The organism is Sinorhizobium meliloti (assembly GCF_017876815.1).
Lineage (GTDB): Bacteria > Pseudomonadota > Alphaproteobacteria > Rhizobiales > Rhizobiaceae > Sinorhizobium > Sinorhizobium meliloti.
This window is the reverse complement of sequence record NZ_JAGIOS010000001.1, coordinates 3,209,128-3,223,219: the sequence shown is the minus strand read 5'-3', so window position 1 is coordinate 3,223,219 and position 14,092 is coordinate 3,209,128. Positions and strand designations below refer to the sequence as shown.

Genomic DNA, 14,092 nt, shown 5'->3' with positions numbered 1-14,092 from the left:
TCGGGGATAAGCAAAAGTGATCAAGGCACGCGTAACCGTGACGCTGAAGAACGGTGTTCTCGACCCGCAGGGCAAAGCGATCGAAGGCGCGCTCGGCGCTCTCGGCTTTGACGGCATCGGCCAGGTGCGGCAGGGCAAGGTCTTCGATCTTCAGCTCGAAACCGCCGACAAGGCCAAGGCGGAAGCCGACCTCAAGGCCATGTGCGAAAAGCTGCTCGCCAATACCGTTATCGAAAACTACAGCATCTCCCTCGCCTGACGGCGGGGGCGGCCATTGCACTGCGTTGAAACAGCCCCGGAAATCCTTATATGCCGGGGGCAAAGGCAAGATAGGTACGTCATGAAGTCCGCCGTCGTTCAGCTTCCTGGTCTCAATCGCGACCGCGACATGATCGCGGCGCTGACGAAGATTTCCGGCAAGGCGCCGGTCACCGTCTGGCAGACGGAGACCGAAATCCCGGATGTGGACCTGATCGTCATTCCCGGCGGCTTCTCCTATGGCGACTACCTGCGCTGCGGCGCGATCGCTGCACGCATGCCGGTGATGCAGGCGATCAAGGCCAAGGCAGAGCAAGGCGTGCGCGTACTCGGCGTCTGCAACGGTTTCCAAATCCTCGTCGAGGCGGGCCTCCTGCCAGGCGCGCTGATGCGCAACGCCTCGCTGAAGTTCGTCTGCCGCGAGGTGAAGCTGGAAGTCGTCAACGCCGACACCGCTTTCACCCGCGCCTACGCCAAGGGTCAGGTGATCCGCAGCCCCGTCGCCCACCATGACGGCAACTATTTCGCCGATGCTGAAACGTTGAAGGCAATCGAAGGCAATGGCCAGGTCGTGTTCCGCTATGCCGAAGGAACCAATCCGAACGGCTCCGTCAACGACATTGCCGGCGTCCTGAACGCGAAGGGCAATGTGCTCGGCATGATGCCGCATCCGGAAAACCTGATCGAGTCCGCTCATGGCGGCGCGGACGGCCGAGGACTCTTCGCCTCCGCGCTGGACGTAATTGCTGCTTAAGTTTTGTCATGTAGCAATACGGGTGGAAAACCGCTTCGTACTTTTTGAAATTGCTCCGGTCGCCGCTGGAAGGCGGCGTTCGCCACCAGTTCCGCGAGACATCCTATGTCATCCATTTTCAACGGACGTTCCCTTGCGCTCGCCTGCGTTGCCGCCAGCCTGACGCTTGTCGCCGCTTGCCAGTCGGGGCGTCCCGCCGCACCGGCCGCAAGTTCCGCGGCGCTGCCGACGATGGAGCGCGTCGCTCTCGGCGCAAGCGGCTGCTGGTTCAAGTCGGGCGATGCGGCGTTCACAGCCTATCGCCTCGCCCCCGAACTCAACTCCTTCTCCGGACGCCCGCGCATCCTGATTGTCCCGCGCAAATCACCGGAATCGCGCCCGCTTGCCGTGGTCGAGGCCGAGGGTCAACCCGCCCGCCTGCAGGCCTTCGGCCCGTTGATGAGCGAGCCCGTAGGGACGCGCATCGCCGCGGATGTGCGCCGCTGGGCTGCCGGCGGCAAAGGCTGCAGCTGATCCGACCGTCTTCGGCAACGCCACCTTCCGCGTGGCGACGCTCTCATTGCCCTCATTCCCGTGTCTCTCACAGGGGTGAGGGAGGAAACATTTTTGCCGGACACCCTACCGCCAGAAGGGGACGGCCGACTCACGCCGCGCCTCCTTTTCGCTCACGCCTATATCGTCGAGCAGATGCGTGCTCAGTTCGTCGAGAGCCAAACGGCTGCGCCTCTTGGACGCGAGCGCGCAATAGAGCTGCCAAAGCCGCGACAACACATTTCCCGCGCCACCTCGCGAATCAATGCCGAAGCGCGCCGGTGGCCGCGGATCTCGCTCCAAAGGCCGAATTGCATCAATTGCACCCATTGTCATCACCATTGCCCGCATTGCATCTGCTGCCATAGAGATAATTGACATGAAATGTCGCGCAATATAGAGAATTGTCACTATGACAACTTGGCTTCCCGACATTGAACAAGGTCACGGGCCGCTTTACGCGCGCATTGCCGATCAGATCGAAGAGGCGATCGGCAACGGCACCCTGCCCGCGGGTACGAAGCTGCCGCCCCAGCGCAATCTCGCTTTCGATGTCGGCGTGACGATCGGCACGATCGGGCGTGCCTACGGCATTGTGCGCGAACGTGGTCTCGTCAGCGGCGAGGTCGGCCGCGGCACCTACGTTCTCGATCATCCGGAAAGCCGGCCGCCGGAGCAGTCGGATCCGCTGACGACGTCGCTTTCAGGGACACGCCCGCTCATAGCCCCGGCCGGCAAACTCCGCTTCGACAGCACCGCCGCTCCTGATATCGGACAGGGCGACATTCTGGCCCAACTGCTTGGAGATATCAGTCGCGAGCATCACGGGGACATTGCGAGCTATGCCCGCAACTTTCCGGATCATTGGTTCGAGGCCGGGTCTCAATGGCTGGCACGCGGCAATTTCCGGCCGGGACCGGAAACGGTCGTTCCGACGCTTGGGGCTCATGCCGCCGTCGTCGCGGTGATCTCGGCCGTCACCTCCCCTGGCGACCGCATCGCCTTCGAGACGTTGACCTATTCCCAGATCAGCCGCAGCGCCGGCCTCATCGGCCGGCGGATCGCGCTGGTGGAAAGTGACGAATTCGGGATGCGGCCGGAGGATTTCGAGCGTGTCTGTGCCCAGCAGCACCCGAAACTCGCCTTTCTGATGCCCGGCGCGCAGAACCCGACGGTCGCGGTCATGCCGCTCGACCGGCGCCAGGCAATCGCCGACATCGCGCGCAAATACGGCGTCTGGCTGGTCGAGGACAATCTCTACGGTTCCATGACCGGAGACCCGCTCCCGTTGCTGATGGAACTAGCGCCCGAGCGGACCTTCCTCGTCGGCGGTCTTTCGAAGTCCGTTGCTGCCGGCGTACGCGGCGGCTGGGTCGCCTGCCCGCCGCATTTCAGCCAGCGCATCCGCGTCGCCCACAAGATGGTGAGCGGCGGCCTGCCTTTCATTCTCGCGGAGCTTTGCGCCCGTCTGGTCCTCTCCGGATCGGCGTCGGTATTGCGCAATCGCGGCGCCGAGGAAATCGGCGCACGCGAAGCTCTGGCGCGCGAGATCTTTACGGGCTTCGATTTCAACTCGCATCCGAAGATCCCGTTTTTCTGGCTGAAGCTGCCCGAGCCCTGGCTTTCCGGAACCTTCAAGCAGGCCGCCCTGCAGGAGGGCGTTCTCATCGACGATGAGGATGAGTTCAAGGCCGGACGCTCCGACCGGGTTTTCCATCGTATCCGCGTCGGTTTCTCCTCGCCCACCGAACGATCCGAGGTGCGAAGAGGCTTCGAAATACTACGCCGGCTTCTCGATAGCGGGCGCGCCGGATACGACAGTTTCGATTGATTAGTTTTTAAAGGTGACTTTCGCGCAAGCCTCGGCAATCTACTCTTGCTTTTGATCCCGCAGAGATTGATTCGCACTGGAAGGTTTGAGCATGAGAGATTTCCGCTCGGTTGCAGGTCGGGGACCGTTTATATTCATTGCAGCAGCCCTGACACTTTCGAGCGCACTCATCGGTAATTCTCAGGCCGGTGCAGCAGAAAGTGTCTTCGATGAATTGCGGTTCGGCGCTACGACCTCGATCGGCGACGGCTCAAATCAGGAAGACGGGGTCTTCCCTTCCGTTACAGTGTTCTTCGATCCGCTCGGCGCCGGCAGCGCAAACGGTCTTGCCGAAAAAATCCTGCGGCCGCGAATCCATGCCGGCGCCTCCGTCGCGACCTCGTCGAGCGGCGCGAGCGAGATCTACGCCGGCTTGAGTTGGGATGCCGACATCACCGAGCGCTTCTTCATCGAGCTGGGCACCGGCGCCACGGTGCATGACGGCGATCTCGATGACGATGGATCGGACGGACCGAAACTTGGCTGCCGGCTGCTGTTTCGCGAATATGCGGCCGCGGGCTACCGTTTCGACGACCACTGGAATCTCTCGGCCACGGTCGAGCATGCATCCAATGCCAACCTCTGCGACGGTCCGAACGACGGGCTCACGCGTGCGGGGTTGATGCTCGGCTACACGTTCTAAGACCTGTTGAGATTTGGGATACCCGCCGCTACTTGTTTGATTTCCTCATCCCTGTGCTCGTCACAGAGATGAGGAGGAGAGATTGCAGTCCTCCCCACGCTGACCGACGCGCTCGGCAACCTTGTCCGCACCGCCCTACGCGCCGACAAACCCACCAGAGCACCAACGCCATCATCCATCTCGCAGCAGCCGTCATAAACTCAGGTCGACCCGACCTAAAAAACATCGTGATCTAGAGCCCCGGCCCGCCTGGCTGAAATCCGGGCTGCCGCCCTGTTGATCGGCCGTATTTTTCTGTCGCGCCGCGCCGCAGCATAGGCTAAAGAAGCCGAAAAGCGCCCCTGTTACGTTGCGGTACGCACGCGCCTTCCCTTGAAGCGAGGGCTGCGCGCCGCCCGAAGGATTTGACGGTCGACGATGACGATTTCCAACACCCGCCCAATCACCCCGGACCTGATCGCCTCGCACGGGCTCAAGCCCGACGAATACGAACGCATCCTGAACCTGATCGGGCGCGAGCCGACCTTTACGGAGCTTGGCATCTTCTCGGCGATGTGGAACGAGCATTGCTCCTACAAATCCTCGAAGAAATGGCTGCGCACGCTTCCGACCAAGGGGCCGCGCGTCATCCAGGGCCCTGGCGAGAACGCCGGCGTTGTCGACATCGACGACGGTGACTGCGTCGTCTTCAAGATGGAGAGCCACAACCATCCCTCCTACATCGAACCCTACCAGGGAGCGGCAACGGGCGTCGGCGGCATCCTGCGTGATGTCTTCACGATGGGTGCGCGTCCGGTAGCGGCGATGAACGCGCTGCGGTTCGGTTCGCCGGATCACCCGAAGACCCGCCACCTCGTCTCGGGCGTCGTTGCAGGCGTCGGCGGCTACGGCAATTCCTTCGGCGTGCCGACGGTCGGCGGCGAAGTCGAGTTCGACGCGCGCTACAATGGCAACATCCTCGTCAATGCCTTCGCGGCGGGGCTCGCCAAGACCGACGCGATCTTCTACTCGAAGGCGGAAGGCGTCGGCCTCCCGGTCGTGTATCTCGGCGCCAAGACCGGACGCGACGGTGTCGGCGGTGCGACGATGGCATCGGCCGAGTTCGACGAGTCGATCGAGGAGAAGCGCCCGACCGTTCAGGTTGGCGACCCCTTCACCGAGAAATGCCTGCTCGAAGCCTGCCTGGAGCTGATGCAGACCGGCGCGGTCATTGCGATCCAGGACATGGGCGCTGCCGGCCTCACCTGCTCGGCCGTCGAAATGGGCGCCAAGGGCGATCTCGGCATCGAACTCGATCTCGACAAGGTGCCGGTGCGCGAAGAGCGCATGACGGCTTACGAGATGATGCTTTCCGAAAGCCAGGAGCGCATGCTGATGGTGCTGCGCCCGGAAAAGGAAGAGGAAGCCAAGGCGATCTTCGTCAAATGGGGCCTCGATTTCGCGATCGTGGGCAAGACCACCGACGATCTGCGTTTCCGCATCCTGCACCAGGGCGAAGAAGTGGCGAACCTGCCGATCAAGGAGCTCGGCGACGAGGCGCCGGAATACGACCGCCCCTGGACGCCGGCAAGGGCACCCTCGCCGCTCGCCACCAACGACGTCCCGCAGGCTGATGTTTCCGATGCGCTTCTGAAGCTCGTCGGCTCCGCCAACAATTCCTCGCGCCGCTGGGTCTATGAGCAATATGACACGCTGATCCAGGGCAATTCGCTGCAGCTGCCGGGCGGCGACGCCGGCGTGATCCGCGTCGAGGGCCATGAGACGAAGGCACTTGCCTTTTCTTCGGACGTTACGCCGCGCTATGTCGAAGCCGATCCGTTCGAGGGCGGCAAGCAGGCGGTCGCCGAGTGCTGGCGAAACCTGACTGCGACCGGCGCGCTGCCGCTCGCCGCGACCGATAATTTGAACTTCGGTAATCCCGAACGGCCGGAGATCATGAGCCAGCTCGTCCATGCGATCAAAGGCATCGGCGAAGCCTGCCAGGCACTCGACTTCCCGATCGTCTCCGGCAACGTCTCGCTCTACAACGAGACCAACGGCCAGGCGATCCTGCCGACCCCCACCATCGGAGGCGTCGGCCTCGTCCGCGACTGGTCGAAGATGGCGCGGATTCGCTTTGCGGCGGCGAACGAAACCATCCTGCTCGCCGGCGCTCCGGAGAGCTGGGGAACGCATATCGGCCAGTCGGTCTACATGCGCGATATACACGGCCGCACCGACGGTCCGGCGCCGCATGTCGACCTCGGCCATGAACGCAAGGTCGGCGATTTCGTTCGCGGCTTGATCGAGGACGGCCTGGTTACGGCCGTGCACGATTGTTCCTCGGGCGGACTTGCGCTCGCCGTCGCCGAGATGGCCATCGCTTCCGGCATCGGCGCGACGATCGATGCACCTGCGGAACACGACCCGATCCCGGTCTTCTACGGCGAAGACCAGGGCCGCTATGTCGTAACCGTGGCCGAGGGTTCGGCCGAGACGGTGGCCGCACGTGCAAAAGCCGCCGGCGTTGCGCTGCCGGTGATCGGCAGGACAGGCGGGAATGCGGTGCAGCTCGGAGACGCCAGGCCCGTATCCGTCGATGAATTGCGTTCCGCACATGAAGCGTGGTTCCCCAATTACATGGGCGGCGATCTCGCACCGGACAATTGACCCGCCGGCCGGCAGGTGGCCGAAACAGCATTTGCCTTCGGCCCCTGAATCGTGTTTCCCTTGAGCTCATAGCGGGCGGCGGCAATGCGGCCGCGCCGCAAGAATAACAAGGGAGTTGGCGTATCATGCCCATGGCACCAGGCGATATCGAAGACATGATCAAGGCCGGGATTCCCGGCGCAAGGGTCACGATTCGTGATCTGGCCGGCGACGGCGACCACTATGCCGCCGAAGTCGTGGCCGAAGCGTTTCGTGGCAAGACGCGCGTGCAGCAGCACCAGATGGTCTACAATGCCTTGAAGGGCAACATGGGCGGCATACTCCATGCACTTGCCCTTCAAACCAGCGCGCCGGAGTAAGACGGAAATGGCCGACCTGATCAAGGAGCTCGTAAGCGGGGTCGTTGACAGCGCGTTGAAAGAGATCCTCAAGAAAACCAGAGCGACCGGAACCGCGGCCAAGCGGGCGAAACGGCGAAGCAGGAAAGCCAAGTCAGGCGGCATACTGGCTGACATCGTCGAGGCGGCCTTCCGTAAACCGGCAAAGAAGCAGGTGAGCCGTCGCCGGACCGCGGCTTCCCGGAGCAAACTGCGCCGCCGCTCGGCCTAGATCACGTGTTCTAAGCCTCATCCCGCCCCGAGAGTGGTGCGGAAGCCGAACTTTGAGGGACCATCAATAATTTTGCGATTGGGTGGTGAAAACCACGTCCATGCGTGCTATCTAGACCCTAATCGATATCCGGTCCTTGAAACCGGCGCAGGAAGGAAGACGAGATGAGCGGAATCAACGATTTCATCGATAACGAGGTCAAGAGCAACGACGTCGTTCTTTTCATGAAGGGAACGCCGCAGTTTCCGCAGTGTGGTTTCTCCGGCCAGGTGGTGCAGATCCTGGATTACGTCGGCGTCGACTATAAGGGCATCAACGTGCTCGCCGATGCCGATCTGCGCCAGGGCATCAAGGATTATTCCAACTGGCCGACCATTCCGCAGCTTTATGTAAAGGGCGAATTCGTCGGCGGTTGCGACATCGTGCGGGAAATGTTCCAGGCTGGCGAGTTGCAGTCGCTTCTTCAGGGACAGGGTATCTCCGTCAAGGGCGCCGCCTGACACTTCCGAACCGCATCTTCGCGATGATCGGAAAAGGCGGGTAACCGCCTTTTTTGATTCCGAAGCAATATGCCGCGCATCTAATTTTCAATACGCTTCATGAGCGGGCGGCGAAATTCACGCCAATCATGAATCGCCATGGACGAGCGGGCGCGCGGTCTCGCATGCAGCCCTGTCCGGGGTGCGGCCTGCTCCGATTTCCACCGGCAAGTACTGCGTCCTTTTCGATCCGACACAACAAAAGACTGAGTTTATTCAGCAGATCCAAATCATTGCGAAACGTGCCACGCACTGGCTCGGCGTGGCGAAGAACCGGCTGCAGGAAAGCTGCAGCCGGCAGGATGTATGAAATGACAAGGCCCATAGACCAAGCCGCCACCATCTCCGGACTGACGAAAGTCCAGTTCATTGCATTGATGGCCATGCTGATGTCCATCAACGCGATCTCGATCGACATCATGCTGCCGGGGCTGCAGGAAATCGGCGCGAGCCTCGGCGTGGCGGATGAGAACCATCGGCAATACGTCATAACCGCCTACCTGCTCGGCATGGGGTTCGCGCAGCTCTTCTTCGGCCCGCTGTCCGATCGCTTCGGGCGAAGGGCACCGTTGTTGGGCGGGCTGGCACTTTACGGCGTCAGCGCTCTTGCGATCGTGTTCGTACCGACCTTCGGGGCACTCCTGTTCCTTCGGCTTGTGCAGGGCATAGGCGCGGCTGCAACCCGTGTCATCACCGTTTCCATCGTGCGCGATGTCTATGGCGGGCGGCAGATGGCCGAGATCATGTCGCTGGTGATGATGGTGTTCATGATCGTCCCGGTCATCGCACCGAGCATCGGACAATTGATCATGCTCTTTTCCGAGTGGCACATGATCTTCGTCGTGATCGCTCTGTTCGCGGTTGCTGTAGCGCTTCCGGTCGCCTTGCGCCTTCGGGAGACTTTGGCTCCCGCCAACCGGCGCCCCTTCACGGCCTCGTCCATACTTGCGGGCTTCCGCATCGTGCTGACGAACCGGCTGGCGCTGTTCTATACGCTCGCGACGTCGGCCCTCCTCGGCGCTCTCTTCGGTTTCATCAACTCGGCGCAGCAGATTCTCGTCGGCGTCTATGGTCTTGGCGTCTGGTTTCCGGCCGTCTTCGCCGCTTTCGCCGGCATGATGGCGGTCGCCTCCTTCACCAATTCGCGACTCGTCCGGACGTTCGGGATGCGGGCATTGTCGCATGCAGCACTTCTCGGCTTCACGCTGGCGAGTTTCATCTGGATGTCGGCTTCATTGATCGGGCCGCTGCCTTTGCCGCTTTTCATGCTCCTACATGCCGCCACCATGTTCCAGTTCGGGCTGATCGCCGCCAACTTCAACGCCATGGCGATGGAGCCGCTCGGCCACGTGGCCGGCACCGCCTCTTCCGTTCTCGGCTTCACGCAGACGATCGGCGGCGGAATCATCGGCGCCTTCATCGGCCAGGCCTTCAATAACAGCGTCACGCCCCTTGCGGTCGGCTTCTTCACGGTCGCCGTCGTCGCGCTTGTCTGCGTGCTGATCGCAGAGGGCGGCAAGCTCTTCAAACCGCACAATCCGGCCGGCTAGCCGGATTGGCTCCAGGACACCGATTTTTCCTCCCAGTCCATTTTGGATATTTTCAACATGACTTCCGTTTCCCAACAGTCTTCGCTCGGTGAACAATCATCGGGCCACGCCGATCAGGCCTCGGGCGCCGCGCGCCTCGGAATGGGCCTTGTCGAATTCATCGTCACCATTGCGGTCATGACCGCGAGCATTGCGCTCGCGATCGACAGCATGCTGCCGGCTCTGCCAAGCATCGGCCAGACGCTCGACGTTGCCAACGCCAACGATACGCAACTCGTGATCGGCGTCTTCTTCCTGGGCTTCGGCCTCTCCCAGATATTCTTCGGGAGTCTCTCGGATGCCTTCGGGCGCCGGTCCGTTCTCCTTGGCGGCCTTGCGCTCTTCAGCCTGTCGATGTTCGCCGCCTCCTGGGTCGAAAGCATCGAGACGCTGCTCCTGCTCCGCTTCATCCAGGGGATCGGCGGTGCCGCAGTGCGCATCACGACCATGGCGATCGTCCGCGACTGTTTCGGCGGCCGCGACATGGCGCGCGTCATGTCCTACGTCATGATCGTCTTCATGATCGTGCCGATCGTCGCGCCGACACTTGGCCAGGTGGTGATCGCCTATGCCGACTGGCACTGGATCTTCATCCTGATCGGCGTCGTCGGCGCCGCCCTGTTTGTCTGGGCGCTGACACGGATGAAGGAGTCCCTGCCGAAGGAGGAACGTCTGCCGCTATCGGTGGGCGCGGTCCTTTCCGGATTCCGCACGGTGCTCACGAACCGCATCACCTGCGGCTACATGATCGGAATGACCCTGTTTACCGCCGTCATTTGCGCCTATGTGGTCAGCGTTCAGCAGGTCTTCGGCGAGGTCTACAACCTCAGCGACTGGATGCCGATCGCCTTTGCGGGCACTGCCGGCGGGATAGCGGTCGCGAACTTCGCCAACGGCTATTTCGTACGCAGTTTCGGCATGCGCCGCATCTCGCATGCCGCGATGATCCTCTTCACCCTCTTTGCTGCGATCGGTTACGTCCTGTCGCTCGCAGGCACTCCGGCCTTCGCCATCAGCTATCTCCTGTTTTCGCTATTGCTGATGTTCTTCGCCGTTATCGCCACCAACTTCACCGCCATCAGCCTCGAGCCGATGGGACATCTGGCGGGTACGGCAACCGCCGTCACGGGTTTCGTCTCCACCACCGGCGGTGCGCTGATCGGCGGTGCCGTCGGCCAGCTCTTCGACGGCACGCTGCAGCCGCTCTTCGGCGGCTACGCCTTATTCGGCCTGCTGACCATCCTGGCGACGCTCTGGGCGGAGAATGGAAAGCTGTTCACCCATCCGGGCGACAGCGATGCGACGCACGAACACGGCGGCGGACACCTTTAGAGCGCTTCCAGGAAAAATGTGAACGGTTTTCCGTCCGGATTGCATTGGGTCTAATGACAGAGGCCGCCCGGAAAGACCGGGCGGCCTCTGTCATGTAAAGGGTGGTCTTTTCCGATCAGACGGTGAAGACCTCCCGCCGCAACTCCTCCCAGCTATCCCTGTCGGTCGCCAGAAGCAGCCCGCCATTCGTATGCGCGGGCAGATAACGTGAGCCGTCGAAACGGGCCGCATAGGCGCCGGCTTCCTCGGCGATCAGGGTGCCGGCAAGGTGGTCCCACGGCATAAGCTTCTGATACATCAGGAAGTGCAGATGACCGCCGGCGAAGATGCGGTATTCATGCGCCGCGCAGCGATAGCTCGTGGCCATGCGGACCTTCGCCATATTGCCCATGACGATGCGGCGCTCGGCCTGCGCGTAGAACCCGGCCGATGCGACGCCCACCATGTTTTCGACGGTGACCCCGGCTGTGACCGACAGTCTCTCCTGCGTGCCGTCGGGCCGGCACATCCACGCGCCGGAGCCCCGCTCGGCGATGACCCAGTCGTTGCCGAGCGGATCGTAGATGATCCCGGCGACGGTCTCTCCCCCGGCGACGACGCTCGCCATCACACCGAAGAGCGGCAGGCCGGCCGCGAAGTTGAAGGTGCCGTCGATCGGATCGACGACGATGGCCAGATCGGCACCGGCGAGCTTGTCGAGGAGCGCCGGATCGGCGGCGACGGATTCCTCGCCGATGAACACGGCCCCCGGCGCAATCGCGTCGATATTCGCCTTGATCAGCCTCTCGGCGGCCTCGTCGCCTTCCGTCACCAGGTCGATCGCTTCCGACTTCATCCGCACATCGCCGGAGCCGAGATTGCGAAAGCGCGGAAGGATTTCCTTTACCGCCGCTTCCTGCAGCAGGTTGGCAAGTGCGGCGATGTCGACGGAATGGCTCATTCTTTGGGCTCCGGAGAGAGGGATTGAAAGTCGAAAAGCTTCGGGTCGAGCAGATGCGAGGCGTTCACGTGTCCGAGCGCGCGCAGCATCGTGTCCTTGCGGCCCGGCATGCGCCGCTCGATATCCGCAAGCATCGCCTTCATCGCGTTGCGCTCGAGCCCGTCCTGCGAACCACAGAGGTCGCAGGGAATGATCGGGAACTCCATGGCCGCGGCGAATTTCGCAAGATCGTCTTCCGCAGCATAGGCAAGCGGCCGCAAGACCGTCAGATCGCCCTCATCGTTGAGAAGCTTCGCCGGCATCGACGCCAGGCGCCCGCCATGGAAAAAGTTCATGAAGAAGGTCTCGAGGATGTCCTCCCGATGGTGGCCAAGCACCAATGCGTCGCAGCCCTCCTCCCGGCCGATGCGATAAAGATTGCCGCGCCGAAGCCGCGAACAGAGCGAACAATAGGTCGCGCCCGCCGGCACCTTCTCCTTCACGATCGAATAGGTGTCGCGGTATTCGATGCGGTGCTTGACGCCGATCGACCGGAGATAGTCGGGCAGGACATGCTTCGGAAAGTTCGGCTGCCCCTGATCCAGATTGCAGGCGACGAGTTCGACGGGAAGCAGACCCCGCCACTGCAGATCCATGAGCAGCGCCAGCAGGCTGTAGCTGTCCTTTCCACCCGACACCCCGACAAGCCAGCGCCTGGAGCCCTTGAGCATGCCGAAATCGTCGAGCGCCTGGCGCACCTGTCTGAGCAGGCGCTTGCGCAGCTTGTTGAAGGAGACGGAGGACGGCATGCGCGAAAAAAGCGGATGGGCCGCACCTTCGAAGGCGGCGTCATCGACAATGACGCTGTCTGTCTCGTCCGGGGAGGATTGTGCGAGTTCCATGGCGGCAATCTCGGATTGTGCAGAGCGCAGGTTGCGCTCTGTTTTCTGAAGCAGCACTTGCCCCGTCCGGCCGGGAAGATCAAGAAAAAACGGGCGTGCGAGCCTTGGCCTCAACCAGTTTGCCCCTCACCCTAACCCTCTCCCCGCGCACGCAGGGCTGTCCGGGGAAAGTTCCGGGTGAATCGAAATGTCGCAGGCGCATGCCCCGTCAGACGGCGTTTTTCCGTCTATTTTCTGGTTGTCGAGACTCAGAAAAGGAGACGGAGCATGCGGTTCACCCCTAGCATTTTCGCCCAGCTGCTGAAAGCGATTGATCGCCGCAGCTTTCAGGCGATTGTGGATCGTCATGCCGGGGATGCCTACGACAAGTGCTTTACCAGCTGGGATCATCTGGTGGCACTGATCTATGCCCAGTTGAGCGCCACGACCAGCCTGCGCGGGTTGGAGGCGAGCTTCAACGCCAACAGTCAGCATCATTACCATCTCGGCAGTGGCCGGCTGATGCGCTCGACGCTGTCGGACGCCAACCGCCGCCGCCCGGTCGCCGTCTTCGCCGAGACCTTCGCGCTTCTGGCCGGTCAGCTCGACCGGCAGACGCGCCGGGAGGGCACCAAGATGCTGCGGCTGATCGATTCGACCCCGATACCGCTGGGTAAGCTGTACGATTGGGCCAAGTCGAACGGCCGCATCCGCGGCATGAAGCTGCATGTCGTCTATGATCCCAAGGCCGATTGTCCAGGCATCCTCGACATCACCGACGCCAACGTCAACGACGCCCAGATCGGCCGCACGATCACCATCGAAAAGGGCGCAACCTATGTCTTCGACAAGGGCTACTGCCATTACGGCTGGTGGACGGCGATCGCCGAAGCCGGCGCCAGTTTCGTCACCCGGCCGAAGACCAACATGGGACTGGCTTTGGTCGCTGAACGCCCCGTTGAGCAACCTCAAGGCGATGGCTTCCTGGTCCTCGAAGACAGCCAGGTCAGCCTCGCCAGCAAGGGCGATTCCAAGCTGCCGATCGGCTTGCGCCGGGTAATCGTCAAGCGCCAGGACGGCGATACGATCACGCTTCTGACCAACGACCTCGAGCGCTCCGCCGTCGAGATCGGCCAGCTCTATAAGGATCGCTGGCAGATCGAGCTTCTGTTCCGCTGGATCAAACAGCACCTCAAGATCCGCAAGTTCCTCGGCAACAACGACAACGCCATCCGCCTGCAGATCTTCGCGGCGATGATCGCCTATGCACTGTTGCGCATCGCCGCCCGCCTCGCCCGCGTCCCTCTACCGATCCTGCGCTTCACCGACCTCGTCACCCAGTGCCTGTTCCAGCGCAAAAGCATCGCCGAAATCCACAAGCCGCCGCAGGTCAATCCAAGCCGACCAAAACCCCGGACCATCCCAAACCAAATGGTCTTCCGCTATGCATGAATTTTCCCCGGACAGCCCTGCCGCGCACGGGGAGAGGACGTGCCCGATGGTTCGCAGGCGGTCATG

General features: G+C 62.1%; 15 protein-coding genes. 12 read left to right on the top strand and 3 right to left on the bottom strand.

Features of this window, described 5'->3' with window-relative positions:
* Positions 1-16 precede the first annotated feature (16 nt).
* From purS to JOH52_RS15545, 3 genes are all read left to right on the top strand, one after another.
* Positions 17-259: a phosphoribosylformylglycinamidine synthase subunit PurS gene (purS, locus tag JOH52_RS15555; protein ID WP_003531405.1), complete on the top strand. Its 243-nt coding sequence runs from the start codon at positions 17-19 to the stop codon at positions 257-259.
* Between the two features lie 81 nt (positions 260-340).
* Complete coding sequence (gene purQ / locus JOH52_RS15550; protein WP_013844491.1) at positions 341-1,012, top strand: phosphoribosylformylglycinamidine synthase subunit PurQ; 672 nt, start codon at positions 341-343, stop codon at positions 1,010-1,012.
* Positions 1,013-1,117: 105 nt separating this feature from the next.
* Positions 1,118-1,525, top strand: coding sequence for a hypothetical protein (locus JOH52_RS15545; RefSeq protein WP_014529476.1), 408 nt, complete (start codon positions 1,118-1,120; stop codon positions 1,523-1,525).
* 105 nt (positions 1,526-1,630) lie between these two features.
* Here the strand turns inward: JOH52_RS15545 and JOH52_RS15540 are convergent, their stop codons facing one another.
* Positions 1,631-1,780, bottom strand: coding sequence for a DUF1127 domain-containing protein (locus tag JOH52_RS15540; RefSeq protein ID WP_017263638.1), 150 nt, complete (start codon positions 1,778-1,780; stop codon positions 1,631-1,633).
* Positions 1,781-1,955: 175 nt separating this feature from the next.
* Here JOH52_RS15540 and JOH52_RS15535 point away from each other — a divergent pair, with 175 nt between their 5' ends.
* The 8 genes from JOH52_RS15535 (at position 1,956) to JOH52_RS15500 (ending at position 10,774) form a co-directional block, all read left to right on the top strand.
* Positions 1,956-3,374 (top strand): aminotransferase-like domain-containing protein, encoded by a 1,419-nt coding sequence (locus JOH52_RS15535; protein ID WP_010969459.1) that lies wholly within the window; start codon positions 1,956-1,958, stop codon positions 3,372-3,374.
* 91 nt (positions 3,375-3,465) lie between these two features.
* On the top strand, positions 3,466-4,056 hold the full coding sequence (locus JOH52_RS15530) for an acyloxyacyl hydrolase (protein WP_010969460.1): 591 nt from the start codon (positions 3,466-3,468) through the stop codon (positions 4,054-4,056).
* A 417-nt stretch (positions 4,057-4,473) separates the two neighbouring features.
* Entirely contained in the window at positions 4,474-6,705 is a 2,232-nt protein-coding gene (gene purL, locus JOH52_RS15525) for a phosphoribosylformylglycinamidine synthase subunit PurL (RefSeq protein WP_010969461.1), read from the top strand.
* Positions 6,706-6,830: 125 nt separating this feature from the next.
* Entirely contained in the window at positions 6,831-7,064 is a 234-nt protein-coding gene (locus tag JOH52_RS15520; RefSeq protein WP_010969462.1) for a BolA/IbaG family iron-sulfur metabolism protein, read from the top strand.
* 7 nt (positions 7,065-7,071) lie between these two features.
* On the top strand, positions 7,072-7,314 hold the full coding sequence (locus JOH52_RS15515; RefSeq protein ID WP_013844493.1) for a hypothetical protein: 243 nt from the start codon (positions 7,072-7,074) through the stop codon (positions 7,312-7,314).
* 164 nt (positions 7,315-7,478) lie between these two features.
* A complete protein-coding gene (gene grxD / locus JOH52_RS15510) occupies positions 7,479-7,814 on the top strand; it encodes a Grx4 family monothiol glutaredoxin (protein ID WP_003531377.1) in 336 nt (111 codons plus the stop codon).
* 341 nt (positions 7,815-8,155) lie between these two features.
* A complete protein-coding gene (locus tag JOH52_RS15505) occupies positions 8,156-9,403 on the top strand; it encodes a multidrug effflux MFS transporter (protein WP_017263637.1) in 1,248 nt (415 codons plus the stop codon).
* Between the two features lie 57 nt (positions 9,404-9,460).
* Positions 9,461-10,774 carry a multidrug effflux MFS transporter gene (locus JOH52_RS15500; protein WP_013844494.1) on the top strand — a complete coding sequence of 438 codons (1,314 nt, stop codon included), beginning with the start codon at positions 9,461-9,463 and terminating at the stop codon, positions 10,772-10,774.
* Between the two features lie 115 nt (positions 10,775-10,889).
* On the opposite strand, the gene JOH52_RS15495 is transcribed toward JOH52_RS15500, so the two are convergent.
* Both JOH52_RS15495 and ttcA read right to left on the bottom strand, forming a co-directional pair.
* The gene (locus JOH52_RS15495; protein ID WP_003531372.1) at positions 10,890-11,714 is read right to left on the bottom strand and encodes an inositol monophosphatase family protein; all 825 of its coding nucleotides are present in this window, start codon (positions 11,712-11,714) and stop codon (positions 10,890-10,892) included.
* Positions 11,711-12,595 (bottom strand): tRNA 2-thiocytidine(32) synthetase TtcA, encoded by an 885-nt coding sequence (ttcA, locus tag JOH52_RS15490; RefSeq protein WP_013844495.1) that lies wholly within the window; start codon positions 12,593-12,595, stop codon positions 11,711-11,713. The genes JOH52_RS15495 and ttcA overlap by 4 nt, the downstream gene beginning before the upstream one ends.
* A 267-nt stretch (positions 12,596-12,862) precedes the next feature.
* Here ttcA and JOH52_RS15485 point away from each other — a divergent pair, with 267 nt between their 5' ends.
* Positions 12,863-14,026, top strand: a complete 1,164-nt coding sequence (locus JOH52_RS15485; RefSeq protein WP_003537933.1) for an IS4-like element ISRm16 family transposase — start codon at positions 12,863-12,865, stop codon at positions 14,024-14,026.
* The last annotated feature ends 66 nt before the right edge of the window (positions 14,027-14,092 follow it).